Genomic DNA, 13451 nt, shown 5'->3' on the forward strand with positions numbered 1-13451 from the left:
GCGCACGCTGGAGTCCATGCGGCCCGTGGTGTCGGGGTCGACCCTCATGCACGTATTGATGGCCTTTTTCGCGTGCCTGTTGCTGTTCGCCGCGCATCCCGGGTACGCGCAGGACGCGACCACGCTGCTGTCCCCGTCCAAGCCCAGGGTGCCCGAGGCCATCGCGCTGGCGGACGTCCCGGGCCGCGCCGATGCCGACGAGCGCTATGCGGAGGAAGTGTCGCTGCGTGCAGCGCGTGCGGATCCGCTCGGCAGGCTGGTGCCGCGGCTGGCGACCATCGAGAAATCGGTGGCGGAGAAGAACGGCCTGTTCGCCTACGGGGAACTGCGCACGCTGCCGGTGCTGCGCCTGGAGAGCATGGAGCGCCACTGGAAGTTCGACGCGCGCCAGTACGCGCGCTGGCGCGGCGACATGCAGGCTTCGGTGGCGCCGTATGCGCAGGATGCGGCGGAACTGGCGCTGCGCCGCGCCGACTGGGAACTCACCCGGCAGGGCATGGCGGCGGACGGCACACCGGATGCGCTGCGCTCGCGCGTGGAGGGCGTCTCCGCGCGGCTGCAGGCGGCCGAGCAGGCGCTGTCCACGCCGCTGGCCGGGCAGATCCGCCTGGGGCAACGCGCCAACCTGCTCGCCGCGCGCATCCAGGCTGGCCAGCGGGCGGTGGACGATGCCATCGCCTACGCCGACCGGCGCCTGTTCCGCCTGGATGCTCCGCCATTGTGGGGCGTGCAGGACCGCACGGTCCTGCGGCAGGACGTGGCGGACAGCCTGAGGCGTGAGGTCCAGCAGGAGAACAGCTTCGTCGCCCAGTACGCCGCGGCGGATGTCGGCAATCAGCGGCTGTTGCATGTGCTGCAGCTGTTGTTGCTGCCGGTGCTGCTGTGGATTGCGTGGCGGCACCGGCGCCGCCGCCTCGATCCGACCGCGGTGCTGGCGACGGAGGCCGAGTCGCGCGTGGTCGGACGTCCGTTCTCCACGTGGTTGCTGCTGTCCATGATCGGCGTGCTGGTGTTCGAGCCGAACGCGCCGTTGTTCCTGCACCAGCTGGCGATGCTGGTCGCCCTGGTGCCGGTGTTGCGGCTGATGCCGCAGCAAGGCCGTCGCCTGCTTGGGCCGTGGCCCTACCTGGCGACCGCGTTCTACCTGCTGCAGCACCTGGCTGTCCTGCTGATGGCCAGCGACTACCTCTACCGGCTGTACTACCTGGCGCTCACCCTGCTGGCGCTGGCTGCGACCGGCTGGCTGCTGTGGCGCTCGCGCGGCGAGCGCTATGCCGGCGTGGCCGGCCGCGCCGGGCAACTCGTGCATGGCCTGGCCTGGGGCGGCGTCGCCATCCTGTCAGTGGCGATCGTCGCGAACGTGCTGGGCAACGTGTCGCTGGCGGAAATGCTGACTGCCGGCATCATCGAGAGCGGCTACTTCGCGCTGGTCCTGTATGCGGCGGTGACGGTGCTGGAAGCCCTGTTGCGCCGGCTGGGCGCGCGCCCCGAGGTGCGTCGGCTGTGGCTGATGCGCCGGCATGGCGGCAACCTGCTCGACACGCTCGCGCGCTGGGCGCGCGTGGCGGCGGTGATCGGCTGGATCGCCTACACGATGACCTGCTTCCGTACCTTCCGGCCGGTGTACGACACGGCCAAGGCCATCGTCACGCATCGCTTCGAATACGGCGAGCTGTCCATCAGCCTGGGCCACGTGCTGGTGTTCTGCATCGGGGTGGTGCTGGCCGTGTGGGTCGCGCGGACCCTGCGCGCACTGCTGCGCGAAGAGGTGCTGCCGCGCATGGCGCTGCCGCGCGGCGTGGACAACAGCGTGGCGTCGCTGAGCTACTACGTGCTGCTGCTGGTCGGTCTGCTGGCGGCGCTGTCGGCGGCGGGCTTCAAGATCGGGCAGCTGGCCTTCCTGTTCGGCGCGCTGGGCGTGGGCATCGGCCTGGGCCTGCAGGACGTGGTGCGCAACTTCGTCTCCGGCCTGATCCTGATGTTCGAGCGGCCCGTCAAGCCGGGCGATGCGGTGGACATCGGCGGCACCGCCGGCCGCATCCGTACCATCGGCATGCGCGCCACTACGGTGCGCACGTTCGACGGCGCCGACGTGGTGGTGCCAAACGGCATGCTTTTGTCGGACAAGGTGACCAACTGGACGCTGGTCGACCAGAACCGCCGCGTCGACGTGGACCTGGGCGTGGCCTACGGCTCGGACGTGACGCGGGTGATGCAGCTGCTGCAGGAGACCACGCGTACCACGCCGGGCATCGCCGACGATCCGGCCCCGGCGGTGCTGTTCACCGGATTCGGGGCCAGCTCGTTGGACTTCGCCATCCGTGCGTGGACGCGCCGCTTCGACGACTGGGGCACGACCCGCAGCGAGCTGATGACCCGGCTGTACGCGGCGCTGACGACAGCCGGCATCGAGATTCCCTTCCCGCAGCAGGACCTGCACCTGCGTACGGTGTCCGAGCAGGTGCTGCGTTCGCTGGCCCGGCCACCTTCGTCGCTGGAGGACAACACCGATGGCAATGCCTGATCCGGAAATGAAGCTGCGTCCGCTGGGACCCACCGACATCGGCCTCATGCGGGACATGCTGAGGATGTTTGGCCGGGCGTTCGACGACCTGCCGACTTACACGGCCGCGCAGCCGGACGATGCCTACCTCGCCCGCCTGCTGGGCAGCGACACCTTCATCGCCGTGGCGGCGCTGCAGGGCGAGGTCGTGGTTGGCGGACTGGCCGCCTACGTGCTGCCGAAGTTCGAGCGGGCGCGCAGCGAGGTCTATCTCTACGACCTGGCAGTGGCGGACACGCACCGCCGCCGCGGCATCGCCACCGCGCTGATCGCCGAACTGCGCCGGATCGCCGCCGCGCGGGGCGCCTGGGTCGTGTTCGTGCAGGCGGATTACGGCGATGAGCCCGCCGTGGCCCTGTACACGGGCCTTGGCACGCGCGAGGACGTGATGCACTTCGACATCGCGGTGGAATGAACCGTGTCCGTGTCGAATCCGGCGCGGATCGTTCGTCGCTGTCGGGACCGCCCCGGAGACCTGCGATGACCCCGCCCTTCGATGTCCAGCGTATCGACCACCTCGTCCTGCGCGTGCGCGACCTCGCACGCAGCATCCGCTTCTACGGCCAGGTGCTGGGTTGCCGCGTCGAGCGCCAGCGCGAACACCTGGGCCTGGCGCACCTGTGCGCCGGCGCCTCGATGATCGATCTGGTCGACGTGGCGGGAAAACTGGGCGCGCGGGGTGGCGAGCCCGCAGGCGTGGAAGGGCGCAACGTCGACCACCTGTGCCTGCGCATCGAGCCTTTCGATGAAACCGCGGTCCGGGCGCACCTGGCGCATTTCGGCATCGCGCCGGCGGGGCCGGCGGAGATCAACTTCGGCGCGGAGGGCGACGGATTGTCGCTCTACTTCCAGGATCCCGACGGCAACACGATCGAACTGAAAGGACCTGCCTCAGGGGTGGCCGGGCCCCGGCGCGGTGGCGACCCGGGCGGATGAGGCGACTGCCTGCGGCATCGCCGTGTCGGCATCCGGCGAAGGGGCGCCCGGCGACAACAGCCGGCCCTCGCCCTGCAGCGCCTCTTCCGCCGCCTTGGTCATCACCACGATGCTGATGCGGCGGTTGATGGGGTTCTGCGGGTTCTGCCTGTCGAACAGCACCGATGACGACAGCCCCACCACGCGCGATACCTTGTCCTCGTGCATGCCGCCGGCCACCAGCGCACGCCGCGCGGCGTTGGCGCGCCCGGCGCTGAGTTCCCAGTTGGTGTAGTCGCGGCTGGAGGCGTACTGCGTGGTGTCGGTATGGCCGGTGATGCTGATGTGGTTGGGCACCTGGTTGATGAAGGTCGCCAGCTCCGCGAGGATCGCCTGCGTGTACGGCTTCAGCACGGTGCCGCCCAGGTCGAACATCGGCCGGTTCTGCTGGTCGACGATCTGGATGCGCAGGCCTTCCGGCGTCAGGTCCAGCAGCAACTGGTCCTTGAACGGCTCCAGCGCCTGGCTCTTGCCGATGGCTTCCTCCAGCGCCTGCATCAGCGATTCCAGGCGCTGCTTCTCCTGCGCCCTCTGCTGTTCTTCCGCCGCCTGTTGCGCGTCGGCGGGCGGCTTGTCGAACGGGTTGTCCAGTTCGCCCTTCGGCAGGTCCATCGTGCCGCCGAGCTTGATCATCGAGTTGCTGGCGCCGCCCGGACCGGCCGGTCCCGGCGCGGGCGAGAAGCTCTTGCCGCTCAGCGGACTGGGATTGCGGAAGTATTCGGAGATCGCCGCGCGTTCCTTGTTGGTGGTGGCGCCCATCAGCCACATCACCAGGAAGAACGCCATCATCGCGGTCACGAAGTCCGCATAGGCCACTTTCCACGAGCCGCCGTGATGGCCGCCGCCGGCGACCTTCTTGACCCGGCGGACGATGATGGTGGGGCGCTGCTCGCTCATCGCCGCGGCCTACTTGTTGGCCTTCAGGTGCGCTTCGAACTCGGCGAAGGGCGGGCGCACGTCCGAGGGCAGCGTCTTGCGCGCGAATTCCAGCGCCACCGCCGGGTTGTAGCCGCGCAGGCAGGCCAGCAGGGCGGTCTTCACCGACTCGTACATGCGGCTGTCCTGCTCCACCTGCGCTTCGATGGCCGCGGCCAGCGGCGAGACGAAACCGTAGGCCAGCAGGATGCCGAGGAAGGTGCCGACCAGCGCGGCGGCCACGTGCGCGCCGACCGCGGCGATGTCGCCGCCGATCGAGCCCATCGTCACGATGATGCCCAGCACCGCGGCCACGATGCCGAAGCCGGGCAGGCCGTCGGACATCTTCTGCAGCGCGTGCGCGGGCGCCATCGCCTCGTGATGGTGCTTCTCCAGTTCCAGCTCCAGCAGCGGCTCCAGTTCGTGCGGCTCGATGTTGCTGCCCACCATCAGGCGCAGGCATTCGGTCAGGAAGTCGAGCAGGTGATGGTCGGCGAGGATCTTGGGGTACTTCTGGAACAGCGGGCTGCTGGTGGGGTTCTCGATGTGCTCCTCCAGCGACATGAAGCCGTCGCGACGCGCCTTGTTGAGCATCTCGTGGATGAGCGTCAGCACGTCCAGGTAGTCCGACGACTTGTACTTGGCGCCCTTGAAGACCGACAGCGTGGCGGTCAGCGTGCCCTTGACCACCTTGGTGGGGTTGCTGGCCATGAACGCGCCCAGCGCGGCGCCGCCGATGATGACCAGTTCGAACGGCTGCCACAGGGCGCCCAGCTTGCCGTGCGAGCCCAGATAGCCGCCGATCACGCTCAGGGTGACGATGATGAAGCCGACGATGATGAGCATGGCGACGGGCGCAGGGTGGGGTTTCCTCAGGATCGGCGCGACGACCGGTTTCTTGAGGGGCGACCGTTCGTCGGCACCCGCCCGGGCAATGACCTCCGGCAGGGTTGACTACAGGTGTCGTCAAAGGCATGGTGACGACACCTGTAGTCATGAGGCGATCCGCATGTCCGGCAAGGCCCGCAAGTCCATCGGCGACCAAGAACTGGCGCTGCTGCAGCACCTGTCCGAACACGGCGAGGCCAGCGTCGGCGAAGTCGCCGCGGCGTTCGGCGAACCGCGCGGGCTGGCCCGCTCCACCGTGCTGACCATGATGGAGCGGCTGCGCGCCAAGGCCTACCTGCGGCGTCGCCAGGTCGCCGGGGTGTACCGCTACGCGGCGGTGGCCCCCTCCGACGACGTCATGCGCAGTGCGGTCGGCAGCTTCGTGGAGAAGACCCTGCAGGGCTCGCTGTCGCCGTTCGTGGCGTGGATGTCGCAGCGCTCCGAGGTGAGCGACGACGAACTGGCCGAACTGGAAGCGCTGGTCGCCAACCTGCAGTCCAAGCGGAAGGAGGGCTGACATGGATCTCATCGCACTGGCCGATGGCCTGCTGTCCCGGCTGCTCGCCGTCGGGCTGCAGTCGTTGTTGCTCGCCGCCCTGGTGTGGGCGCTGTGCCGTTACCTGCCGCGACTGGATGCGCGCACCCGGGCCTGGTTGTGGTGGCTGGTCGCCACGCAGATGGTGGTGGGCCTGTTCTGGCATGCGCCGGTCGCGCTGCCCCTGCTGCCGGCCGAGTCCCTCGCCGCGCCGGTGGTGATGGCCGCGGCCGCCGGGACGGCGACATATGCGGCGCCCCCGATGGCGGCCGCGCCGGTGCCTGCGATGCAGGCATCGCGGATCGACACCGGCGTTCTGCTGCTGGTTGCCTGGTGGGCCGGCGTCGCGGTGATGCTGGCCAACACGCTGCGCCACGCCTGGCGCCTGCGTGGCCAGCTCCGGCGCGCACGCCCCTGCCGCGACCGCCGCGTGCTGGCGCTTTACCGCGCGCTGGCGCATCGGCTGGGCGTCGCCGCTGCGCCTGCACTGCGGGTCAGCGACGACATCGACTCGCCGATGCTGGCCCGGCCCTGGCGTCCGGTGCTGATGCTGCCGGCTTCCAGCCTGGCCACGATGGGCGACGACGACCTGAGCATGGCCCTGCACCACGAACTGGCGCACCTGCAGCGCCACGACCTCTGGTGGGCGTGGATGCCGGCGCTGGCGCAGCACCTGTTCTTTTTCCATCCGGTCGCGCACCTGGCCGTGCGCGAATACGCCTTCGCCCGCGAAGTCGCCTGCGATGCCGCCGTGCTGCAGGACGAACAGCACGCCCCCCATGACTACGGACGCCTGCTGGTGAAGCTGGGCGTCGCCACCGCACCTGCGCCGGCACTGGCCGGCGCCTCTCCCACGTTCCGCATCCTGAAGAGGAGACTGCTCATGTTGCAGCACACCGTTTCCCCGCTGCGCAGCAGCGCGCTGGCCCTGACCCTCGGCATCGTGCTGCTGGGCGTGGTGCCGTACCGCGTGACCGCCAGCAGCACGCCGGTTGCGGCGGCGGCTGCCGCGGTGTCCCTGGCGCCGACGCCCGTCGCCGCACCCGTGGCTCCGGCGCCGGCCGATTCCCGGCCCGCACCGGCGCCGGTGGCGGCGCCGCGAGCCACGGTGGTCGCAGACGCGCGCGACATGCCGGCACCCCCGGCGCCGCCCGCACCGCCCAGCGTGTCGCCACCGCCCGCCCCGGCGCCGCCCGCCCCGCCCGCCATGCGCGGCACGTGGAGCATCGGTGGCGACCGCAATGGCGATGCCTATGTGCTGATCTACGACGACGAAGTGACGATGGCCGGGCACAGCGACGACATCCGCATCGCCCGGACCCTGCAACAGGGCAAGGCGCCAGTGTTGTGGCTGCGCGAGGATGGCAAGCAGTACATCGTGCGCGATCTGCCCACGCTGGAGCGACTGAAGGCCGCGCACGCACCGATGGAAGCCCTCGGCGCCCAGCAGGGCAGGTTGGGCGAACAGCAGGGCGCACTGGGCGAGCGCCAGGGCGCGTTGGGCACGAAGCAGGGCGAACTCGGCATGAAGATGGCCACCCTCGCCACGGAGCGGTCCGCCGCCGCGGCGAACGGAAGCGGAAGCCGCGAGCAGGAACTCGACCGCAGGATGGATGCGCTGGCGCGCGAACAGGAGGCCCTGGCCCGGCAGCAGGAGGCCTTGGCCCGCCAGCAGGAACCGTTGGCGCGGCAGCAGGAGGCGCTCGCCCGCCGGCAGCAGGCCGCGGCCGCACAGGCCCAGCGCGACGTCGACCGCCTGGTCGATGACGCCATCCGCAGCGGCAAGGCGCAGCGCCTCTGAGCGGGGCGTTCAGTCGTCCGCAGGCCGCCCGCTCCACTGCGAGCGGGCGATGCGGATGATCGCGCGGACCTGCTCGCGGTCGCGATGGCGGGAAACGGGAATGGCGCCCAGCCGCAACGCCTGCTCGCGCAGTTCCTCGGTCAGGTCGTAATGCGCACCGCTGCGCTTGTCCTGGAAGGCGCGCCTTGGCATGCCCAGGCGCACCGCCATCGCATGCAGTTCGTCCAGCGTGTCGGCCATCATGTGGGCCCAGCGCCGACCCCGCCACAAGGTGACCGCATCGTCCACGTAGACGCTCATCGCGGCTCGCTGGCCTTCGGCGGACGCACCATGCGGTCCATCAGGTGTTCCAGCGTGGCCCCCAGGTCGCCGCAGCGGCCCATGTGCACCGGCGAGGTCTGGATGATGGAGCTGCGCCTGGCCGTGAGCCAGTGGAAGCGCGCACGCGGCGGCAGCAGGCCGATCGGCGCGGCCGCTTCGCCGCCGCGGCAGATCGCCGGGATGGTATCTAGGTGGCGGCGCAGCGATTCCATGTCCAGCGTGGGGTCCAGTGCGAGCAGCCGGGCTTCGTCCAGTTCGATGCGCGCCTCCAGGAACTTCGCGCGCTCGCACGACAGGATGATGCCGACGTTGACGAACTCCTCGCGCTCCACGCGCGGGACGACGCGGATCACCGCATAGTCGTAGGTGTCATGCGCGCGCACGGATCGCCTCCTGCACGAACGCATCGCGCTGCGCCACGCGGCGGACCAGGTACTCGACGTACGCGGCCCGCTGCGTCGCCGGATCGCCGAAACCGTCGGGTCCCTGCAACCACGCATCGGGCACCTCGGCGACGATGCCGGCAATGGCGGCTTCGCTCAGCATGGCCGCCATGCCGGCGTCGATTTCCGCCAGCTGCGAGGCCCAGCGCAGCAGTACGTGGTCGCGGATCAGCGCGAACGGCTTGCCCGCGCCGGAGGCATCGCCGTCCCAGCCATGGTGGAAGTACAGCGCCGCGCCATGGTCGATCAGGTAAAGCCTGCGGTGCCACATCAGCAGGTTGGTGTTGCGCGCGGTGCGGTCGACGTTGCTGATGAAGGCGTCGAACCAGACGATGCGCGACGCCAGGTCCGCGCCGGGCTGTTCGGCCACCGGATCGAAGTTCACCGCGCCCGGCAGGTAGTCCATCGCCAGGTTGAGTCCGGCGCTGGCCTTGATCAGGTCCTGGATCTCCGGGTCGCCTTCGGTGCGCGCCAGCTCGGCATCCAGGTCCATCAGCGCCAGGTCCGGCATCGGCAGGCCCAGCGTGCGGGCCAGGCCGCCGGCGATCACCTCGGCCACCAGCGCCTTCGGGCCCTGGCCGGCGCCACGGAACTTCAGCACGTAGAGGCCGTCGTCGTCGGCCTCCACGACGGCGGGCATGGAGCCGCCTTCGCGCAGCGGGGTGACGTAGCGGGTGGCGGTGCGCAGGGGAAGCGTCATCAGGCCGCTAGGATAGCGCGCCCGCGCACCGGCTCAGGTGGAACGCGCCACGCCCATGCGCCGCAACAGCAGGTAGACCCCCATGCTCGAGGCCGCGCCCAGCAGCAGTGCGAATGCCAGCCCATGGGCGCTGTGCGCGAACGGCAGGCCGGGCAGGTTCATGCCGAACACGCCGGCGACCAGGCTGGGCGGCAGCAGCAGGGCGGTGATCATCGACAGCACGTACAGGTGGCGGTTGGTGCGCTCGGCCAGCTTGGCGGCCACCTCGTCCTGCAGCAGGCGCGCGCGTTCCTGCAGCGTGCCGACATCGCCGTCCAGGTCGTCGAACCGCTGGTTGAGGCGTGCGATGGCGGCGAGCAGCGCGTCGTCGGCATCGCCCGCATGACGCTGCTCGAACGGTTTCAGCACACGCCGCATGGCGGTGAGCGGCCGGTGCAGGCGCACTGTCTGGTGGCGCAGTTGTGCCAGGTCGCGGCGCTCTTCGCCGATGCTGTCCGCCAGCACGCGGTCTTCGATGCGGTCCAGCCGTACGGACAGCCCGTCGCTGCTGCGCTCGACCGTGTCGGCGAAGCGTGCGGCCACCATCTCGAGCAGGCGCACGGGCGAGTCGGCGGGCGTGCCGGCGACGACCGCACGGCGCACCGCCTCCAGCGAACGCAGCGCCTGCCGTCGCGCGGTGACCAGCAGGCCGCCCGCCATCGCGAAATGCAGCCAGCCGATGCCATCGTCGCCGCGCAGCTGGCCCTCGGCCGCCAGATCGACACCGCGCTGGTGCGTCCAGTCGACGAACACGCCGTGCGCCACCGTGTCTTCGAGTTGCAGGTTGACGTGCGTGTCCGGCGACAGCAGCGTCGCCTGCGCCTGCTCGGGCAGCGCCAGCCGTGCGACGAACTGCGCACTGCGGACATCGCTCAGGTCCAGGTGCAGCCAGTGCCAGTCATCGCCGGCGGGATGACGCAACGCATGCGCATCGCACGTTGCCGGATCGAGCGGATGGGCGCGTCCATCGCCGTCGAACCGGTATAGCCAGAGCGCACCCGGCCATCCGGGAGAAGCCGGCAAGGACGCCTTGTGATCGGATGGGACGGCCATGCATGACAGCCGGGCGACGGTGGGGTGACGATCAGGCTACCGTCGCCATGTGCCGGTTCCGTGACAGGCGGCGGCCGTCATCCCGCCGGAAGCGACTCCGCGCCCCCGCGCTGAAGCGGATCGGGCAACGGCGCGCCGTTGGGCGTGAAGGCCAGCGAGACCGAGTTCAGGCAATGCCGCTCGCCGGTCGGCGGCGGGCCATCGGGGAACACGTGGCCCAGGTGGCTGTGGCAGCGCGCGCAGACGATCTCGGTACGGACCATGCCGTAGCTCGTGTCGCGGATGCGGCCGACGTGCGCTTCGTCCACCGGCTGGAAGAAGCTCGGCCAGCCGGTGCCGGAGTCGAACTTGGCGCTGGAGCGGAACAGCGGCAGGCCGCACAGGCGGCAGGTGTAGACGCCGTCCTGCTTGTTGTCCAGGAATACGCCGCAGAACGGGGCCTCGGTACCATGCTGCAGCAGCACCCGGCGCTCGTCTTCGCTCAGGCCGGCGATCAGCGCCGTGCGCTGCGCATCGGTGGGCGGGGTGAGGTCGAAGGCCGTCATGGAGGTGCTCCGCGGGAAGGGGTGCCGCCGATATGGTGCCGGCCGGTGCCCATCACAACCCGCGGCGGCATCGCCGCCCCCTCTGCGCCTGCTGCCGTCGCCGGCGCCACGCGATGTGGCGCCGGCGTGGGGGTGGGATCAGGGCGTGGCCGTCAGCGTCGCGTTGTCCTTGAACTCGCGGCGCAGCCAGTCGTCGATCAGGCGCTTCTCGTAGCGCAGGTTGTCGTTGCTGTTGACGTTGGTGCCCGTCAGGAAGCCATGGTCGACCAGCTTGCGCTCGCCTTCGGCCAGCACCTGCCCGTCGGGGCCCTTCACGACGAAGCGCAGCGTCATCCGCGGCGGGTAGATGTCCTTGACGATGCGGATGTCCTGCATCGCCGGGCGCACGACGGGCTCGTACCGGCCCGCGCGGTCGATGTCGGTGATGGTGACGTCCATCGTCTGGCCGCGCGCCAGGCGCTGGCCGGCTTCGTCCCGCAGGTAGCGCGCCAGGTCGACCACCCACGTGCCCTGTTCGGATTCCCAACGGTTGCCGCTGAACTTGATTTCGCTGAACTGCGCGGGGTCGGTCCACTGGACGCTGACCGCGCCCCCGTCGGTGGGCAGGCTGCGCGGAATGTCGGGGTCGGTGACGTTCTTCGGCCGCGCCTGGCCGGGCAGTGCGGCGGCCAGCGCGATGAAGGCGGTGAGCAGCAGGGCGGGGGCTTTCATGGGCGTTCCTCGGCGGGTAACCAGGGCGATTGTGCGCCCGGGCGCAAACCGGCGGCTACGTCGACTCCGGCCCGGCTTACGGACGGTTCAGGGCGGGGGTCATGCTGTCCGCGGGTTGCGCATGCGCTCCACGTCGCGCAGCGGCGGCGCGCCGAACATGCGGCTGTACTCGCGGCTGAACTGGGAGGGGCTCTCGTAGCCCACGCGATGCCCTGCGCTGGCGGCATCCATCACCTCGCTGAGCATCAGGCGCCTGGCCTCCTGCAACCGCAGCTGCTTCTGGTACTGCAGCGGGCTCATCGCGGTGACCGCCTTGAAATGATGGTGCAGGGCCGAAGGGCTCATGTGCACTTCGCGGGCGATATGGTCGATCCGCAGTGGCTGCGTGTAGTGCTGGCGCAGCCAATGGATGGCCTTGGCCACGCGCTGGCCCTGGCTGTCGGCGATACCGATGTGGCGCAGCATCGCGCCCTGCGGGCTGCACAGCACGCGGTACAGGATCTCGCGCTCCACCAGCGGGGCCAGCAGCGGGATGTCGCGCGGCGTGTCGAGCAGGCGCACCAGGCGCGCGGCGGCATCGAGCATCTCCACGCTGCTGGGCTGCAGGAACAGGCCGCGCGAGGGCGGCGGCAGCGGCGCCTTCGCCGATTCGGCTTCGGTGACCATCTCGGCGATGGTGGCGGCCGAGAGCTTCAGGATCAGGCACAGGTAGGGCGCCTCGGCCGACGCCTCGGTCACCTGGCCTGTCACCGGCAGGTCGACCGAAGCGACGACGAAGCGGCTGGCGTCGTACTCGTAGACCTCGTCGGCCAGGATCGCGCGCTTGGCGCCCTGCACGATCAGGCACAGTGCCGCCTCCTGCATGCCGCGCATCGGTAGCGCCATCGGCGCGCTGAGCCGCGAGAAGTGCAGGTTGGGGATGGCCGTGGTATGGAAACCGTCGGTGCCGGTGGATCGTTCAACCAGAGAGGCCAGTTCGCGGACGCGGTCATCGAGGCGAGCGGTGTCATCGGGCATGGGCGGGGCCTGCGGGAAGGACGTGGGGAGTGGGAGCGAGTCTACGCAGGGTGCCGATGGATGGAACCGCCCGCGGAGGCTGCGCGCAGGATCAGGCAAGGATGGTGGAGGAACCGGATATCGGCCGGGCGGCGGGGGCGCCCAGACTGCGCAGCATCCCGGCGCAGCCCGCGCCTACTCCCCCAACGAGGTGTCCCATGTCCGGAATCCAAGGAAAAGTCATCGCCATCACCGGTGCCAGCAGCGGCATCGGCGAAGCCGCCGCGCGCGAACTCGCCCGCCGCGGCGCCCATGTTGTCCTCGGCGCCCGCCGTACCGCCCGCCTGGAGCGGCTGGTCGCCGAGATCACCGCTGCCGGCGGCAGCGCGCGCTGCCGTGCGCTGGATGTCACCCGCCTGGAAGACGTGCAGGCGTTCGTGGCGTTCGCCCAGGCCGAACACGGCCGGCTCGATGCGATCGTCAACAATGCCGGCATCATGCCGCTGTCGCCGCTGGCCGCGCTGAAGATCGACGAGTGGAATGCCATGATCGACGTCAACATCCGCGGCGTCCTGCATGGCATCGCCGCCGCGCTGCCGGTCATGCAGGCGCAGGGTCGAGGGCAGGTAATCAACGTCGCCTCCACGGCCGGGCACCGCGTGTGGCCCAGCGCGTCGGTGTACTGCGCCACCAAGCATGCAGTCCTGGCCATTTCCGAAGGCCTGCGCCAGGAGCACGACAACCTGCGCGTCACCGTGGTCTCGCCCGGCGTCACCACCAGCGAACTGGCCGAGACCACCAGCGATGCCGGCATCAAGGCCTGGCTGGAGGATTTCCGCCAGGTCGCGATTCCCGCCGAGGCCGTCGCGCGCGCGATCGCCTACGCGGTCGAGCAGCCCGACGACGTGGATGTCAGCGAGGTCATCGTGCGACCGGCGGCCAGCGCGAACTGAGCCTTCGCCGGCG

At 70.2% G+C, this 13451-nt stretch carries 14 protein-coding genes and 1 pseudogene; 6 read left to right on the top strand and 9 right to left on the bottom strand.

What is annotated here, in order from left to right; translation table 11 throughout:
• Positions 1 to 58 precede the first annotated feature (58 nt).
• The 3 genes from MUU77_RS01800 to MUU77_RS01810 all read left to right on the top strand — a co-directional run bounded on the left by MUU77_RS01800 (position 59) and on the right by MUU77_RS01810 (position 3499).
• Positions 59 to 2524, top strand: a complete 2466-nt coding sequence (locus tag MUU77_RS01800; RefSeq protein WP_245090960.1) for a mechanosensitive ion channel domain-containing protein — start codon at positions 59 to 61, stop codon at positions 2522 to 2524.
• Positions 2525 to 2531: 7 nt separating this feature from the next.
• A complete protein-coding gene (locus tag MUU77_RS01805; RefSeq protein ID WP_245094142.1) occupies positions 2532 to 2978 on the top strand; it encodes an AAC(3)-I family aminoglycoside N-acetyltransferase in 447 nt (148 codons plus the stop codon).
• A gap of 65 nt (positions 2979 to 3043) precedes the next feature.
• On the top strand, positions 3044 to 3499 hold the full coding sequence (locus MUU77_RS01810) for a VOC family protein (protein WP_245090962.1): 456 nt from the start codon (positions 3044 to 3046) through the stop codon (positions 3497 to 3499).
• 12 nt (positions 3500 to 3511) lie between these two features.
• Here the strand turns inward: MUU77_RS01810 and motB are convergent.
• Positions 3512 to 4435 (bottom strand): annotated as a pseudogene (gene motB, locus MUU77_RS01815) (flagellar motor protein MotB); the annotation flags it as partial.
• A gap of 9 nt (positions 4436 to 4444) precedes the next feature.
• Positions 4445 to 5299: a flagellar motor stator protein MotA gene (gene motA, locus MUU77_RS01820; RefSeq protein WP_245090964.1), complete on the bottom strand. Its 855-nt coding sequence runs from the start codon at positions 5297 to 5299 to the stop codon at positions 4445 to 4447.
• Positions 5300 to 5462: 163 nt separating this feature from the next.
• On the opposite strand from motA, the gene MUU77_RS01825 reads away from it, so the two are divergent.
• Positions 5463 to 5858 carry a BlaI/MecI/CopY family transcriptional regulator gene (locus MUU77_RS01825; protein WP_245090965.1) on the top strand — a complete coding sequence of 132 codons (396 nt, stop codon included), beginning with the start codon at positions 5463 to 5465 and terminating at the stop codon, positions 5856 to 5858.
• 1 nt (position 5859) lies between these two features.
• Positions 5860 to 7677 (top strand): M56 family metallopeptidase, encoded by a 1818-nt coding sequence (locus MUU77_RS01830; protein WP_245090967.1) that lies wholly within the window; start codon positions 5860 to 5862, stop codon positions 7675 to 7677.
• Positions 7678 to 7686: 9 nt separating this feature from the next.
• Here the strand turns inward: MUU77_RS01830 and MUU77_RS01835 are convergent, their stop codons facing one another.
• The 7 genes from MUU77_RS01835 to MUU77_RS01865 form a co-directional block, all read right to left on the bottom strand.
• The gene (locus tag MUU77_RS01835; protein ID WP_245090969.1) at positions 7687 to 7977 is read right to left on the bottom strand and encodes a DUF4031 domain-containing protein; all 291 of its coding nucleotides are present in this window, start codon (positions 7975 to 7977) and stop codon (positions 7687 to 7689) included.
• Complete coding sequence (locus MUU77_RS01840) at positions 7974 to 8381, bottom strand: DUF3037 domain-containing protein (RefSeq protein ID WP_245090971.1); 408 nt, start codon at positions 8379 to 8381, stop codon at positions 7974 to 7976. The genes MUU77_RS01835 and MUU77_RS01840 overlap by 4 nt, the downstream gene beginning before the upstream one ends.
• Positions 8368 to 9129: a HipA family kinase gene (locus tag MUU77_RS01845; protein WP_345779069.1), complete on the bottom strand. Its 762-nt coding sequence runs from the start codon at positions 9127 to 9129 to the stop codon at positions 8368 to 8370. The genes MUU77_RS01840 and MUU77_RS01845 overlap by 14 nt, the downstream gene beginning before the upstream one ends.
• A 45-nt stretch (positions 9130 to 9174) precedes the next feature.
• The gene (locus MUU77_RS01850) at positions 9175 to 10233 is read right to left on the bottom strand and encodes a CorA family divalent cation transporter (RefSeq protein ID WP_245090974.1); all 1059 of its coding nucleotides are present in this window, start codon (positions 10231 to 10233) and stop codon (positions 9175 to 9177) included.
• Positions 10234 to 10310: 77 nt separating this feature from the next.
• Positions 10311 to 10778 (bottom strand): peptide-methionine (R)-S-oxide reductase MsrB, encoded by a 468-nt coding sequence (gene msrB, locus MUU77_RS01855; protein ID WP_245090976.1) that lies wholly within the window; start codon positions 10776 to 10778, stop codon positions 10311 to 10313.
• A gap of 138 nt (positions 10779 to 10916) precedes the next feature.
• The gene (locus MUU77_RS01860; protein ID WP_245090978.1) at positions 10917 to 11489 is read right to left on the bottom strand and encodes a DUF3016 domain-containing protein; all 573 of its coding nucleotides are present in this window, start codon (positions 11487 to 11489) and stop codon (positions 10917 to 10919) included.
• A gap of 99 nt (positions 11490 to 11588) precedes the next feature.
• The gene (locus tag MUU77_RS01865) at positions 11589 to 12506 is read right to left on the bottom strand and encodes an AraC family transcriptional regulator (RefSeq protein WP_245090980.1); all 918 of its coding nucleotides are present in this window, start codon (positions 12504 to 12506) and stop codon (positions 11589 to 11591) included.
• Between the two features lie 197 nt (positions 12507 to 12703).
• Here MUU77_RS01865 and MUU77_RS01870 point away from each other — a divergent pair, with 197 nt between their 5' ends.
• Positions 12704 to 13438 carry an SDR family oxidoreductase gene (locus MUU77_RS01870; RefSeq protein ID WP_245090981.1) on the top strand — a complete coding sequence of 245 codons (735 nt, stop codon included), beginning with the start codon at positions 12704 to 12706 and terminating at the stop codon, positions 13436 to 13438.
• Positions 13439 to 13451 lie beyond the last annotated feature (13 nt).

Origin of the sequence: Pseudoxanthomonas sp. F37 (assembly GCF_022965755.1) — a bacterium.
GTDB lineage: Bacteria > Pseudomonadota > Gammaproteobacteria > Xanthomonadales > Xanthomonadaceae > Pseudoxanthomonas_A.

Bases quoted from the DNA above. Each gene is read 5' to 3' on its own strand.
- MUU77_RS01830 (WP_245090967.1), top strand. From the start codon at position 5,860: ATGGATCTCATCGCACTGGCCGATGGCCTGCTGTCCCGGCTGCTCGCC.
- MUU77_RS01810 (WP_245090962.1), top strand. From the start codon at position 3,044: ATGACCCCGCCCTTCGATGTCCAGCGTATCGACCACCTCGTCCTGCGC.
- MUU77_RS01825 (WP_245090965.1), top strand. From the start codon at position 5,463: ATGTCCGGCAAGGCCCGCAAGTCCATCGGCGACCAAGAACTGGCGCTG.
- motA (WP_245090964.1), bottom strand. From the start codon at position 5,299: ATGCTCATCATCGTCGGCTTCATCATCGTCACCCTGAGCGTGATCGGC.
- MUU77_RS01865 (WP_245090980.1), bottom strand. From the start codon at position 12,506: ATGCCCGATGACACCGCTCGCCTCGATGACCGCGTCCGCGAACTGGCC.
- msrB (WP_245090976.1), bottom strand. From the start codon at position 10,778: ATGACGGCCTTCGACCTCACCCCGCCCACCGATGCGCAGCGCACGGCG.
- MUU77_RS01800 (WP_245090960.1), top strand. From the start codon at position 59: ATGGCCTTTTTCGCGTGCCTGTTGCTGTTCGCCGCGCATCCCGGGTAC.
- MUU77_RS01850 (WP_245090974.1), bottom strand. From the start codon at position 10,233: ATGGCCGTCCCATCCGATCACAAGGCGTCCTTGCCGGCTTCTCCCGGA.
- MUU77_RS01860 (WP_245090978.1), bottom strand. From the start codon at position 11,489: ATGAAAGCCCCCGCCCTGCTGCTCACCGCCTTCATCGCGCTGGCCGCC.
- MUU77_RS01870 (WP_245090981.1), top strand. From the start codon at position 12,704: ATGTCCGGAATCCAAGGAAAAGTCATCGCCATCACCGGTGCCAGCAGC.
- MUU77_RS01805 (WP_245094142.1), top strand. From the start codon at position 2,532: ATGAAGCTGCGTCCGCTGGGACCCACCGACATCGGCCTCATGCGGGAC.
- MUU77_RS01835 (WP_245090969.1), bottom strand. From the start codon at position 7,977: ATGAGCGTCTACGTGGACGATGCGGTCACCTTGTGGCGGGGTCGGCGC.